At 48.7% G+C, this 14,001-nt stretch carries 9 protein-coding genes and 1 pseudogene; 7 read left to right on the forward strand and 3 right to left on the reverse strand.

The features are described from left to right. Positions 1–6 precede the first annotated feature (6 nt). The gene (locus tag DIC66_RS19390) at positions 7–1,041 is read left to right on the forward strand and encodes a Gfo/Idh/MocA family oxidoreductase (protein ID WP_233506009.1); all 1,035 of its coding nucleotides are present in this window, start codon (positions 7–9) and stop codon (positions 1,039–1,041) included. Positions 1,042–1,139: 98 nt separating this feature from the next. Next, positions 1,140–1,400 (forward strand): hypothetical protein, encoded by a 261-nt coding sequence (locus tag DIC66_RS22965; RefSeq protein WP_233506011.1) that lies wholly within the window; start codon positions 1,140–1,142, stop codon positions 1,398–1,400. A gap of 451 nt (positions 1,401–1,851) precedes the next feature. Here DIC66_RS22965 and DIC66_RS19395 read toward each other — a convergent pair whose 3' ends face one another. Together DIC66_RS19395 and DIC66_RS19400 are read right to left on the reverse strand one after the other, a co-directional pair. Continuing rightward, positions 1,852–2,304, reverse strand: a complete 453-nt coding sequence (locus tag DIC66_RS19395) for a hypothetical protein (RefSeq protein ID WP_117179835.1) — start codon at positions 2,302–2,304, stop codon at positions 1,852–1,854. Positions 2,305–2,420: 116 nt separating this feature from the next. Beyond that, entirely contained in the window at positions 2,421–2,855 is a 435-nt protein-coding gene (locus tag DIC66_RS19400) for a hypothetical protein (protein ID WP_117179836.1), read from the reverse strand. Between the two features lie 1,541 nt (positions 2,856–4,396). On the opposite strand from DIC66_RS19400, the gene DIC66_RS19410 reads away from it, so the two are divergent. Continuing rightward, positions 4,397–5,278, forward strand: a complete 882-nt coding sequence (locus DIC66_RS19410; RefSeq protein WP_147321360.1) for a hypothetical protein — start codon at positions 4,397–4,399, stop codon at positions 5,276–5,278. A gap of 56 nt (positions 5,279–5,334) precedes the next feature. Here the strand turns inward: DIC66_RS19410 and DIC66_RS19415 are convergent, their stop codons facing one another. After that, positions 5,335–10,908 carry a site-specific integrase gene (locus tag DIC66_RS19415; RefSeq protein ID WP_117179839.1) on the reverse strand — a complete coding sequence of 1,858 codons (5,574 nt, stop codon included), beginning with the start codon at positions 10,906–10,908 and terminating at the stop codon, positions 5,335–5,337. Positions 10,909–11,086: 178 nt separating this feature from the next. On the opposite strand from DIC66_RS19415, the gene DIC66_RS19420 reads away from it, so the two are divergent. From DIC66_RS19420 to DIC66_RS19435, 4 genes and pseudogenes are all read left to right on the forward strand, one after another. After that, positions 11,087–11,344: a hypothetical protein gene (locus DIC66_RS19420; RefSeq protein WP_117179840.1), complete on the forward strand. Its 258-nt coding sequence runs from the start codon at positions 11,087–11,089 to the stop codon at positions 11,342–11,344. A gap of 228 nt (positions 11,345–11,572) precedes the next feature. Further along, positions 11,573–12,640, forward strand: a pseudogene (locus tag DIC66_RS19425) (IS3 family transposase). A gap of 178 nt (positions 12,641–12,818) precedes the next feature. Next, a complete protein-coding gene (locus DIC66_RS19430) occupies positions 12,819–13,160 on the forward strand; it encodes a helix-turn-helix domain-containing protein (RefSeq protein WP_117179841.1) in 342 nt (113 codons plus the stop codon). Between the two features lie 24 nt (positions 13,161–13,184). Beyond that, positions 13,185–14,001, forward strand: an 817-nt coding sequence (locus tag DIC66_RS19435; protein WP_199534803.1) for a type II toxin-antitoxin system HipA family toxin, incomplete at its 3' end; no start/stop codon positions are given.

Raw genomic sequence — 14,001 nt, forward strand, 5'->3', positions numbered from 1 at the left:
AAAGCCATGAACTCCAACACCATGCAAGCGCCCCTTCGTGTGGGTATTGCCGGCCTGGGCCGCCTGGGCAAACGCCATGCCGCAGCCCTGGCCTTTAACACCCCCAACTGCAAACTGGTGGCGGCCTGCAGCCCGGTCGAAGCCGAGCGCGCCTATGCCCGCGATCAGCTGGGCGTTGCCAGCATCCATGAAGATCTGAATGCAATGCTACAGGACCCCCATGTGGATGCGGTCGTTCTGGTCACGCCCACTTCCCTGCACGCCGATCAGGCCATAGCCGCACTCAAGGCGGGCAAGCATGTGTTCGTGGAAAAGCCACTGGCCCTGAATGTTCCTGACTGCGAGCGCGTGCTGGCCGTCTCCGAGCAGCATCCAGACTTGGTTGCCATGGTCGGTTTTGTGCGCCGCTTTGACCCCAGCTACCTGTCTGCTTTCCAGTCCGTCGAATCGGGTGAAATTGGTCGGCCCTTTCTGGTCCGTTCACAAACCTGCGACCAGAACGACCCGGATGGCTTCTTTGTTAACTTTGCCCCCACTTCGGGCGGCATTTTCATGGACTGCAGCGTGCACGACATCGATCTTGCGCGCTGGATGCTGGGTCGCCCCAAGGCACTGCGCGCTTTTGCCACTGGAACCATTGCCTTGCACCCGGGCCTGCAAGCCTGCGGTGATGTGGACAACGGCATTGCAGTGGTGGAGTTTGCGGGCGGGGCCAAGGCGGTTCTGTATGCATCACGTACCATGGCCCATGGTCACGAAACCAGTACCGAGATCATTGGCACCGAGGGCAAACTGCTGGTGGGTGAGCATGCCGCCGCAAACCGAGTGATCCAAAGTGACCAGTATGGCGTACGCCACGCCGTGTTGAAAGACTTTTACGAACGCTTCGAAGCTGCTTTTGCCGCGGAGATGAATGCCTTTGTAGACGCCTGCCGTGGTGTCAGCCCGCTCACCCTTACCTTGTCGGATGCATTGGAAGCAACGCGCATTGGATTGGCTATTACAAGGTCTTTGCAGAGTGGCATGCCCGAGGTTGTTTAAGTTTGTTGAACGGCACACAAAACCTAAATGTCTGGGCAGAGGGTGGCTGGAGTCTCAACAAAGTGGTGGCGCATACATTAGCTGTCGGAAATTTACCAATGGAAGACGATATTGAAATTGTTTACTCACCACTTCAGCAACGCTACACAAAAGATGGGCATACCCTGGACATCCAAATCTACAAATACGAGGATGATGCTGATTGGACACTTGAAGTTGTTGCAGATGATGGCCTGTCAACTGTTTGGAATGAAGGGTTCCCTACTGATAAGGCTGCTTTTGAGCAGGCCAGGTGGGCGATTGATGCAGAAGGTGCAGAGGCTTTTTTAAGCGTAACTTTGCCGAGATATCCACACTGACGTCGATAATTTTCGTAAATGAACGATCCTATATGCAAATGGTGTTGCCCCAGCAAATAGCTTTGGATTAATGATGGAGGTCGATGGTGCACCTTTCGTTTAGCTCATCTAGAGGAGGGAAGACGTATCGGCAAACGAGGGATTCAGTGCAAGTTCTCTGGTACATGGAAAAGCGGTCAACTCTAGGGGCCATGCAATGACGGCATTGACGTACATACCGCCAGCAGAAGTCTTGAATGTGAATGACGGCTCCTGGTCGTCAGGAGTCGCCCACTACTGAAGTCGACCTTCTTGTTTGCAGTCATTCGAGATTGGTATCGGCGCGTCCTTTGCGCTCAATCCCACCTGGGTTAACGTAAAAGTGCTTGTCATATATGAAGGAAATCATTATTCAGTCATGCCTGGTACAGATAATCGCAATTGACACAGAGTGTGGGAGTTCGTATGTTATCTATCCATATACTTTTTGTTGATACTCAAAAAAGCAAATTTTAAAGACATCAATAAACATGGGGTACATGTAATCCTCTATACCTAAAACGAGTTCTTCGCACGACATGGAAATAATATTGTTCCAATGAGGGTTTTTCTGTGGTGAGTCTTCATCATCTGAAGGATAAAGAAAGTCATGAAAATATACAAAAATCATAATTGAAGTTAGATTCGTTTCCGGCAAGGAGCCATCTACATCACTACCATTCTCTGTAAGGAAAATGTAGACATCATCTTCATAAAAGCTGTTATGCAAAACCGACCACATGTCGACGGCGACATAACCAGACTGAATGAGAATAATCAAATCCTCATGGCTAAACATTTTGAGTTGTTGGTGAATAGAGTCAATAAATATTTCTATCTCCTTAGGGGAGAGAAATCTAAAAGCATCATATGAATCTTTTGTCATATATGGTTGTCCTAAAATTTTTAAAAGACGTCGAAGGTGATGATGTTGTCGGATTGGGTGATATCACGATGAGTACATACGGAATACATGAATTCTTAATAGATAAATAGTGAAATTCAATAACTGATGCGATTCGAACTTGGAAGCTCTTCCACTTGGGAATACATTGCGTAAAAATTGGCAACATTCCCTCTCTTCGTCCAGATGAACAAATTCATAGGCTGTTTGGATGTGAAATTCTTCGGCAAACCAAGGCATTGAATTTCACGCAACTGAATGAAAAACGGAGACATCAATTCGAAATCGAACAATATCTCAACACCTGGACTGGAAAGAATATTTGAGTAGCCACGCGTAATTGAAATTTCCTTGCTATCCATCATCTCTCGAATATGGCGCTCTGCTGACTTGGGGAGGAGCAGGCGGGCGTTGTCATTCAGGAATGACAAATGCCAAACATTGTTAGCTGCCCAATTTGACTTCCAATACTGCGTCCGCACGCAGTCAATGTCATTGCCGATGTTGAAAATTTCAAATGGTTCTAATTTCATAGGTTGTCCTTTTTAAGAAGTTGTTGAAAGCATCCGATCCAAATCAATAGATGGGATTGCCGGCAAATGCTAAGTGGACGGATCTGAACAAATTACGAAAGAGAGCCAGATGCGGGCTGCGTTGTGACGTGCATTACCTCGTGTTTCAGAGGGAAAAGAGAAGAATTGCAGTCTCTACGACGATCCTCAAAACAGCCACCGAGATGTCGTGGTTTTTTGAACGCTGATCGTTGTGCGTGGACTTGCAGAGTGCAAAGTGCACCATTAATTTGGGGTGAATCTCTTTTCAATTGATAATCACAATCTGGTTAAAGGCCGTCAGCTCGATCCGAGTGAGTCCTTTCAATTGGATCATCAGTAGCAAGATCAAATTTATTGGCGTTGTGGTAGTTTTTGCAGACTATTGGAAGCAAATTTTAGGGAACGATGCTGAATCACTGCAGAGCAGGATGTAAATAGCCTCGACTGCAAGATGGAACACCATCCAACGCCATAGTTCAGTAATGATTGAAATGCATTGGTGCAAATCTCCTGGATTTGAGTTTTTGGGCACATCGGTTAAATCGAGCGCAGATGGTTGCCATCTGCATCCACGTGCGCCAGGGTGGCGTGGGCCGAGGTCCGCTCGTGTGCAAAGCTCAGTAACGAGCGGCTCTCTTCAAAATACTGGCGGCTAAAGGATTGCGGTGGGTGCTACTTGGTGCGAATGGTGACTACGGCTTTGGCTCCCTAGCGGGCGCCAAGGTGCTCGCGCAGTTGCGACACCAGCGACAGGGACTGCTGATTACTGTGGCCCGCTGACATAAAACATCTGGAGCCCGGAAAGCAGGGCTTCAAGCATGAGCTGACGGTCGTTTTCTCCCCGGTAGCGGCCGCCAGGGCGGCTGTTATTTGGCAGATCCATCAAATCGGGTCGCTGCGGCCGGGGAGTCGCGGTCATTCCCAACAGGAACATCAGCTCACTGGTCTATCTGTCAGTGTCTGGACTACCACAAAGGAACCTTCTTCACGGTAATGCTAGAGAGTTATTGAGGAAGTATATGATCTTATGCATATTGCATAAAAAGCCACAATATTAGCTCTTTAATGCAAACTAGTACGCATCACTTTGAACTCGGTTAAAAAAATCGATCTCTTAAATGAGCTTTTGAGCGACTATTGATTGGGCGGCAATACGATGGTGGCTTTGGGGCATAAAAAGCGCCTATAAAGCGTTTAAATCGTTTTGATGTAAAAGTTACTGGAATTCAGCAATAAAATTGATTAATCGTTCGTACGAACGAAAAATTAGCCATTGGGAAAATGGAAAATTTTATGCCAAATGGGTATTAATTATCCATGGCATCCAAGAATTCAGAATAGAAACTTCTTAGTTCGACAAATGGTGAATAGGCGCAATGTTATTGACATCCTATTTCACTGAACACAATTCATTTCGAAAGTCAATACCGGCAAAGCATGCAATAACCGCGCGATGCCGACAAAAAAGCAACTCGGTTTTAATCTAATATTAAAGCTTCAATATCCTATGGAGCAAAGTGATGGGCGAAAATAAACCGGAATCCGAGACGCCAACTTCTTTTAATGAAACGACGGTTGTAGCACTATACAAGCAATTGGCAGCCGTGAATTTGACTTGTGAAATCACTGGGGAGATACACAAACCAGTGAAAGGGCGGGGTTATCTTGAGGGTGACCTTGTTGAGTCAAAATGGTCTCAGGCAAATGCTTGTGTGAAGAGCATCACGCGGATATTTGAAAAGACATACAAGCTAAAAAAAGACTCAGTAAAATTGAAGCAGCGATATACCGAAATGGAAGGAAAGAAGATCTTGGCGACTGTATCTATCAATGTTCCATCCACGACCAACATAGATTGTGATGATGCCCGTCAAATTATTAGGGAGTATGCAAACTTGACTACGCCGAATCGCGACTTGTTTGAAAGCGTGGGGCAAAAGGCAGTAATACTGACCGACGAAGTTATGGTGCAAATTAAGAAACACGCATTGAAGTTTCTGAAGTCGCATGGGGGGAGTGAAATCAGACAAGCCATGCAAATCAATGTATCTGGGGAGGATGTTGCATTGATTAAAGGGACATGGGATGAACATCCGGACATGAAAGACCGTGCGGATCAAACAAAAGAAATTATCGCAAGGTACAACGGCAGAGAATTTGATGAAGGTTTACTCAAAGTTAAAGAAGGGCAAAAAAACCCAAAGAAGCATGAGATTTACTACGATATTTTAAAATTTTCACAAGATTTGAAAGATTTGAAAGAAAATGAGAGGGCTCAATTAAAGCTTGAGTGTAGGATCGTCCACATGGGTAAGAAGACTCGGTTGGTGCTGAATAAGATGACTAGACTCGCTGACGACGAGGAGTTTGTGCTTACACAGGATGAAGAGGATGAAATGTGATTCATTGGTTGCAGGCTATGCGCCTGCAACCAATGTTGTTGGAGCGAGTTGCAGTTTCATTGTCGGTGCCGAATGACTGCAAGCCAAATGGCTATAAATTCAAAATTATCAGCGACAGAAGTATTGGTTGGTGAGCGTACCAATCCAACTCGGTTCGGCTGTTCAAATTCATTTCCCTCTGAATCCAAAACGTAGACTTTTGCCACTTGAAAAATTTTCTTTCCATTGGCAGTGTGTGTATTGTTTAGTTCCAAATCGAAGCTCTTTGCCAAGTCTATAAGCTCTGGATTAATGCTTTTTGGCTTATAGACAGTAACTTGATCCAATGACCATCTCAGATTTTTCAAAAAAAGATTGAGTAATTCGAAGTGGGCACGCTTCCAAATAAGCAATTGTTGTGGATGACCAATTATCGAGCCAAGGTCAATCGTTGTAGGACATTCAACTTGGTCTAAGCTGCTTGCAAGATTGGTTAGATATTCCCATCGATGAGCCTGAATCTTACCCAGTAGTCCATGGGCATTTACCAGCCGTGAAATGGACCTATCGGAAGAAACTTTTTTAGCTAAAAGTCGCATTCCAACAAGTGAAAGACTCTTCTCAAACAGTTGTCCAACTGCTGGTTTCAGCCGTAGGTGATCAATGACTGAGCCATCCGATTTCCCTTGCGATCGAAGTTCCATGTATCGCATTGCAAGCCCTGGTGTCAGATCAACTAGTGGAGGAGCCTCTTTTAATAGGGTTGGCGCAAGGTAATTCTGACTGATTTGCCACAGGTCCAGATCATCAATTCCAATTCTTGCCTTTGGTAACGAGAAGTTGAATCTGTCAGGAAATCTTTCATGCGCGATGGTGCTTGCCCAGTCATGAGCAAAATGACCATAAGCGCCGACAAAGGTCTGCGGTCCAGCATGACCAAGGCATCTGGCGATAGCCCATATTGAACGCCTGGTAGATTGGTTTGTGCCGAGAAGGAGCTTGCGATTGCTTTCCGCCATGACGCAATTTGATGAGAATTTGGAACTCCAAAGTGAAGGTAACTTTGGTGCGATGATCGACAGACCCGTACTGTTAGCGAAGCTATGCCTTGCGTGGTGCAGGTTCGTTCGCTGATTCTGTGTAGCTGCGCGGATCGCAGCAATTAGTCGCGTTCTAATGGGGCGAATGTCGCGGGGGTATTCTGCGTTTTTTTCAAAGAAGAAAAGTGGAACGTTCGGATTGGAATTGTTCTCCGTGTCCCAGTGGTCTATCCACCTCAGGACAACTTTTTTCTCCAACGCGGTCAACATCACCAACAAGGGAATTTGTCGTTGTGCTGCTCTGGACTTGAGTTTGTGAAATCTATGAGTTACAAGAACTACGATGGTATCTTTAACTTCTACCCATTCGTGACGCATAAGCCCAATCGCTTCACCACCTCGCAGCCCAAATCTGTAGGTAAGTAGAAGAATGAAAGCATCGGCTAGACGGTCAATATGGGAATATTCTGAGCCATTACATAGCGTTGAAAAAGCATGCTGATATTCTCGCTCAGTTATGATTCCGGGCGAGGCTGTTGCGGAGGTTAACCCTTCGCCAATTTCGGACCAGTCTGGAGTTGTCAGGCCATATTTGATTTCTGCGAAAGTGTGGAATTCCTTAATGCGATGTAAGACATAAACTTGGTCTTTGCGTGTTTTTATTGTTGTGCGAAGCCCGTCGACATTATCCGGCCCATCTTCTACAACGGATATAGATGGGTCAATGACCTGCTGGTATAGCTCCGTAAGCTCGTCTTCGTCTAGGTCCGCAATGTCTATAGAGTGCGCAAATGAGGTGAAGCCGTGCGCTGTTCGGTCCATGTAAGTTTTAACTGACGCAACATCAAGCAACTTTGAGTTATTTTCTCTACTGAGCAATTGAAGTACCCATCTGGCAAATGCATGAATTGTCGTGCTAATGGAGTCATCACTTGCATCAATCAATAATTGGATATCCCTACGAGCCTCAACGCGTGATATGTTTTCTGTTTTAGAATATGAATATAGAGATTTCCGCCTCTTGCGCTTCGCAGTAGAATTGCTGGTGTTTTCTATATTGGCACTCTCAATTCCCACTGTACTATTTGCATCCTCAACTCGTAAAAAAGCTGTTAGCACCTTCCGAATATCGCTTATTAGCTTACGTGCAGATTTTCGTGCTGTGTCGAATTTCTCAACATCCGTTGTTCCTCTTGGAATTTGAAAAGTTTTTATAGTCTGTGCGTTTGCCTTTGGATGATCGTTCTGTTCTACATGTTGCTCAGATTGACTGACTAATGCGTCGCTTGGATCAATAGACGCTTGATCCGTCCATGCGCGGATCCAGTCTTTGCGATCAAGTGAGAAGGTTGGAGTGCGTCCGGCATTGACTGCCGCGAGTAAGCCTGGCAATTCCAATGAATTTTCGTGGTCGACAAGGTTGGCTACGTGTTCGATCATTCCTGTAAGACTGATTTCGCCTAGGGTTTTCCAATTAAGGGCCTGTGCAATTGGTTCTAGGGGGCCGCCCGCCACGGCGGTATGCATTAAAGTTTTCTTTGCATCGAGTGCTCTTGTTATGTAGGCAACGCAATGAGGAGTTATTGCGTGTCGCGCCACAGGTCGGAAGCTCGATGCGGAGCGAGGTGCATCTGTGTATTCCAGAAATGCCGTTTTATTTCGAATTACTAAGCTGATCGCATCGCAATTTGCGTTTACTATATCTAGGAGTAATCCTTTATTGCTTATAAGGCTGTGAAGACAGACATCCAAAGCAGCGATCGCTGCACAAACGCTTCTTCCTACCTGACCAGGGTGAGTGACTGCGATTACGCTACAAAGCGCATTGCGAACAAGCTCAAGCTTATTCTTGGCATGAACCGCTTCTTCTGAAAAAGCAGTTCTGCTCGGTGGTTTAGGGAATTTCCAAGTTTTGAAGCGAGGACGAAGACCGGATATTTGCCATGAGTCGTGAATAAAGCGTTCAAATGCCTCAAAGCGGATCGTGGCATTCGCCTGGGGAATGTTGTTTTCCCTCAAAAGCATATTTGTCCCAAGCCGCTCCCATTCTTCGGGTTTGATTTGATCAATAGGCCGCTTGTTGACGAATGCCCTAATTTCTTCAATTGCAGACTCTTTTGCCCGTTTGCGCTGGTCCGACCGACTTTTCTCCCGTGCGCCTGCGCCGAACAACGACTCATCTGGAAATGCTGTGTATCCCTGAGGAATGTTTATATCAGTAACATTCGGTTGGACACCCAGAGTCTTTGGAAAGTTCAGCGGGTTGAATGCGCGATCGAGCGCTGTGCGCCAATCTGGAGAGTCGTCCTGCCAGCATCTAGGCGAGTAGTTTCCATATGTTTCAGAGCCACTCTCCGAGTGACCAAGTTGTGCGTCGATCAGTTCCGGGTCCAGTTTCTGGGTCCGAAGCCTAATTGCTAGCCTGTGTCGGAACAGGTTCCAGGGCAAAGGCCAATCAAAAAGTTTCAGCGCAGTTAGGGTCGATTCGCTGATCTCTATCCAGTCAAAGTCAGGCCTATTTCGCAACAAGAAAAATAGTGGCAATTTGTTGCTGCCAATACCCTCAGCCTGTTTGAGAATCTCAAGCGCAAGCTCAGGCATTTGCAGCTTAAATTGATCATGCAATGCGGACAGATGCCTTAGCCAAACATTCTGAACGAATTCCATTGCGGCCGATGGAACAGGAACAATCCGCCCGGAACGCCCTGGCTTAGAAAGTGGGGAAACTTTATCTTCAATAAATAAAAAATTATTCGAAAAATTAAAATGGTTTGATGACTGAAAGGGTGATGTGACCGGTCTTGCACCAGTTGCTGCGAGTAACATGACAACTGTGTATCCAGCCAGCAAGTTGTGCTGTCGAACCCATAGCGGCTCTTTGGTTTCTATCGGGTTTAATAAAAGTTTAGTTGCATCAGAGATTGCGGATTGAATAAGCTCTTCAATTGGGTTCAATTCACTGCCGAGACTATTTAAATCAGTATTGGTATCGGTGATATGGATTAGGCCTGCGGGGGCAAATTTTTGTTGGCTTTCTCTGACTGCATGAGAACTCCAAGATGCATATGCGCCCGCACCAGTGATGCCTTTGTTGGTTCTTCGTGTGAGCAGATTTGCAAACTGCGCGTCCTTGCTTTCCTCAAAGATCAATTGTTGGCAAGTTCTCGTTAGTGTTCCTGACGTGACGCGACCGAGGCCCTCCTTTGATTGGCACCATTGATTGAAAGTCAACGCAATGGATTTTGTTGGATGTGTCCATGTGTCAGTTAATGCAATCGGGTTGTTGACAAGTTGAAGTGCATTTCGCAGTACATCCGACAAGTGCGCCAGAAGTTGAATTTCCCATCTATCTTGAAGCGGCATTACCCAACTGCTTGAGGTGAGGTCAACTTTCCATCTTGACTCTCTGCGAACAGCTAGGCGGTGAAGGCATAGCGTATGCGGATCTAGTTGCCAGTAGTCGGTTGACTCAGAACCGATCCCAACTTTGGAGATCGTCTCTAGGGACTCTTGACAAATCAATGCAACGATTGCAATAGCAGCCATTAGTTTTGTCTGATCGACGTCAATCTTCTTGCTGACAACCGGCCTGATTGCCATTTCTGCAGCCAGGGCTTCAAAAAGGGCGGCTCTCTCCCCTTCTCGTGCACGATTCCAAGAGAAAGGGAGGTATTGCTGGTCCTCTGCCTCTTGGAAGGCAATTATTCGAGCGAGACGTGAAACTTCTGGCGGGCTTGCAGATTTCGGGACGTCGATCGTGGTCGTGGTGTCGTATTGCCTAAAGGAAGCAAAGTAGTTCCCGGTTGCAGCATTTTCAGTATGCAAAAAGCTGCTTAAATTTGTGCCAGCCACATCGGAAAACCGTTTGGCGTCTGTACTCGATTCAATTGGACGTCTGGAGTCAGTTGTTAGATGCCTTAGTGCGCGAAGTGCATCTGTTGTGCCTGCAACATCCGTTTCGGCACTTTGGATACTGATTTCGAGATTGGTTCTAAAGTCGCCGAGGTCAAGGGAGGATGGTATTAACCCCATAAGCCATCGAAGTTTTCGTCGATCACCAGACCAATCGCCACCTTGTCGCACAAAGTCCGATATTTCCTTGATGCTTTTGTCTTGGCGAGAATCCTGGAGCTGGAAATCGATGGCTTTTATCAGAATGAAGCATCTGATAGCCGCAAACTTGTACAGGCGTCGCGAATCCAAATTTGGAGGGCGTCGTACACACAGCATTGCGGGTAAGAAGTTACGGTTCATGCAACTAGGGAATTGAATGGTCATTTCCGGCGTGGATTCGGGGGTCCGAATTTCCGGAAAGTTTGCCGCAAGCAGTGTCCCCAGGTTGGCCAGTTCTGCGATTTTGAAGTGCCCGGGTGACCATGCTCGTAGGAGCTCAACGGTGTCTCTATTTGATAGAAACTGCAACATGCCGCCGAGCATCTTGTCGGGATCCCTCAGATTGCTTTCCAAGAGTATTTGTGAACTGATCAGGAGAGCAATATTCTCAACACGCCGTGCTTTTGCCCATTCCATGAAAAGCGAAAAACATGCTGGAGAGTCTTTGTCAGTGCCCAAAGCGGGCTTATGGTCAGAGGTGTAGGCGCCAGATGTCATGAGTAATGCGGTGTAAAGCTACATGGAGTGAGCCTGACTTTACCTCGATATACCCGTGTGAGATGGCAAAATTAGTGGATTGTTGTTGAATTACACTTAATGGAACTGTGCATTACATGCCTAGTAGGTTAATTCTCCGAAGCAACTGGAGCCGCTGCGCACGCTCCGCGCACCGCTGGTGGCCGACAAGGTCACCGAAGACAAACGGCTCAAAGCAGAAATCCTCTTGATGCGAAGCCACACCCATGTGGTGGAAGACAAGCCGGGACACTTTGTCTGCGAAGGCGGTTTCGGCCGGGGTGTTGCCGAGCAAAAGGAAGCCACTCTGTATGAGCTCACCACACAGAAGCCCCTGCGCTGGCAGCCCTACAAAAGCCACCTGTTCGCCGTCCACAGCGCACTGTGCTGGGCGGTTCTGGGAATCTCCATCGGTTGAAAGTTTGGCCCCGACGAACGTATCCCGGATGGATGCCGACAACCTGTCTTCAGCCGCCTGAATTGAAGTGGCCCGCAACGTCCCGGAAGCCACTGAAGGAACCCCGGCAGTAGCCGGACTTACGGCTACGCCAAGAACATAAAGGGCCTGGCATAAGCTGACCTGCCGGGTGAATTTCGGACCAATTGAAGCTTGAGAGAATGGTCTCTTCTGCAAGGAGAGACGGGAATGAAGCAGGGACGATTCAGTAACGAGCAGATTGTTCGGATACTGCGTGAGACGGACCAGGACAGCGTGGCAGTGGTTGCCAAGCGGCACGGCGTGAGCGACGCGACGATTTACATCTGGCGCAAGAAGTTCGGCCAGCTCGACACCGACGAGGTCAAGCGGCTTAGAGCGCTGGAAGCAGAGAACGCCCGGCTGAAGAAGATGCTGGTCGACCGTGACCTGGAAATCGAGGTCATGAAGGAAATCAACGCAAAAAAATTGTGAGCGCACAGGCTCGGCTGGAACAGGTCCGCTACGCAGTACAGCGTGGACTGAGCCAGCGGCGAGCGTGTGCGCTGATGAGGGCAGCGCGTTCCGGGCTGCATTACGAATTGCGCATGCCGACAAAGGATGCGCCAGTGATTGAAGCCATGAAAGACCTGTCTGGGCAGTTCCCGCGCTTTGGCGCACGTCGCATCCACGTCTTCCTGGAGCGCTGCCGGCCTGCAAGTGCCGCCCAGGAAGAAGCGACGCAGGCACCTCGCACCGGCCCGGCCCCGACCCATGCCGCCAAAGGGACGCAACTCGGTGTGGTGTTACGACTTTGTGTTTGACTCTTGTGCCAACGGTCAGCAACTGAAATGCCTGACGGTGGTGGACGAGTACACGCGCGAATGCCTGGCCATAGATGTGGCGGGCTCCATCTGCTCAAAGCGGGTTATTGATGTGCTGAGCCAACTCATCAGCGTGCACGGTGCCCCACGCTATTTGCGCAGTGACAATGGCCCCGAGTTTGTCAGCCTGGCGCTGCTGCGTTGGGCCAGAGATGAGAGACTGGAATCGGTACTGAGTGACCCGGGCAAGCCCTGGCAGAACGGAACCAATGAAAGTTTCAACGGCAAATTCAGGGATGAATGCCTGGCCATGGAATGGTTCCGCAACCGCCTGGAAGCCAAGGTCATCATTCAGGACTAGCGGCGTCACTACAATGAAATTCGGCCCCATTCGAGTTTGAACTACCGCACGCCGGCTGAGTTCATCGCGGGCCTGAATTACGATTTATCAACCGAGACCAAGAAGTCAAGTTGAGATTGGTCCGAAGAAACCCGGCAGGTCAAGACGAAGCTATGTGAATATGTGCTATCGATAAAAAAGGCATTAAATCGTTAAAGAGTGATTTATCGAGCATGCGATTGCATAAAACATTTCCAATGTGAGAGAATGCTCGATAAATCAATCAAAGAGTGTTTAGCGCTCGATTTAAAGCATGAAAGTATCGCAAAGCGCAATTTTGAACGAAACGCAAACGGCGCAGGCCAAGCACATCGGTGCTTGCTTCGCCAGGTTGCGTATTGCCCGTGGGATAAAACAGGACGTAGCAGCGGTGCGGGCTGGACTTTCCCGCAATACGGCGTATCGACTGGAGTCCGGAGACCCGGGTGTTGCTGTTGGCCAGTTGCTGCGTTACTTGGATGTCATCGCGCCCGGCATGACTTTGCAGGAACTGCTCTCGCAAACTGATCCATCACTGTCGGTATTGGAGATGAAGGAAAAGACCCGGCGTGTCCGGGACTTGAGCAGCAAGGAAGTGAGCGAGCTTGATTTCTAAGCCCACATCGTCGCGCAAAGAGCCATGATCAAGACTGAAAAACTCGCCGTCTTCTCTCACCTAAACGGTGAGTGGGCGCCTTGCGGTCTGCTTGCCTTGACGGAGGACGGGGCACAAACTGTGGGTTCAAGTTTTGCCTACGGCACGCGGTACATCGAGCGCACCAATGCGCTGGAGGTCGACCCTGTCGCATTGGGTCTGAAGAACAAGTTGGAGATCAAGGGCCGGGCATTGCTGCCGCCTGCGGGGCTCACCCTCTTCGGGGGCATTCGCGATGCCGCTCCCGACGCATGGGGCCGCAGAGTGATCGAATCCAAGCTGAAAGTGCCGCCCAACAGCTTGCCCGAATCGGCCTACTTGCTGCATGCCGGAAGTGATCGCGTAGGTGCCTTGGACATCCGGCCCGATCTGCAATCCACAGCAGCGCCTGGCATCAGTGAAGTCAGGTCACTACAGTACCTCATAGAGGCGGCCGATCGCATTGAACAGGGGCTCCCTGTTCCCGCCAATCTGGAGCCCATATTTGTGGCTGGAACAGCACTGGGCGGAGCAAGACCCAAAGCCTCCATCCGAGACGAAGCCGGCGCCCTCTGGCTTGCCAAATTCAGTGGACGCCAGGAGCCCATTAACCTACCCTGGGTCGAGTACGGAACGCTGCAGTTGGCCAGGGAAGCAGGGCTGGTCGTTCCCCGCGTCAAAGTTGAAAAGATAGGTGACCGCACCGCCATGTTGATACAGCGGTTTGATCGCTACTGGTCGCTGCCTGATGATCCGGAAGTACATGCTGGGGTGGACACACTCGCATTGGCCAGTCCGGGTAATGGCCGCGTTGAAAAGCGAC

This window comes from Rhodoferax lacus, assembly GCF_003415675.1.
GTDB lineage: Bacteria > Pseudomonadota > Gammaproteobacteria > Burkholderiales > Burkholderiaceae_C > Allorhodoferax > Allorhodoferax lacus.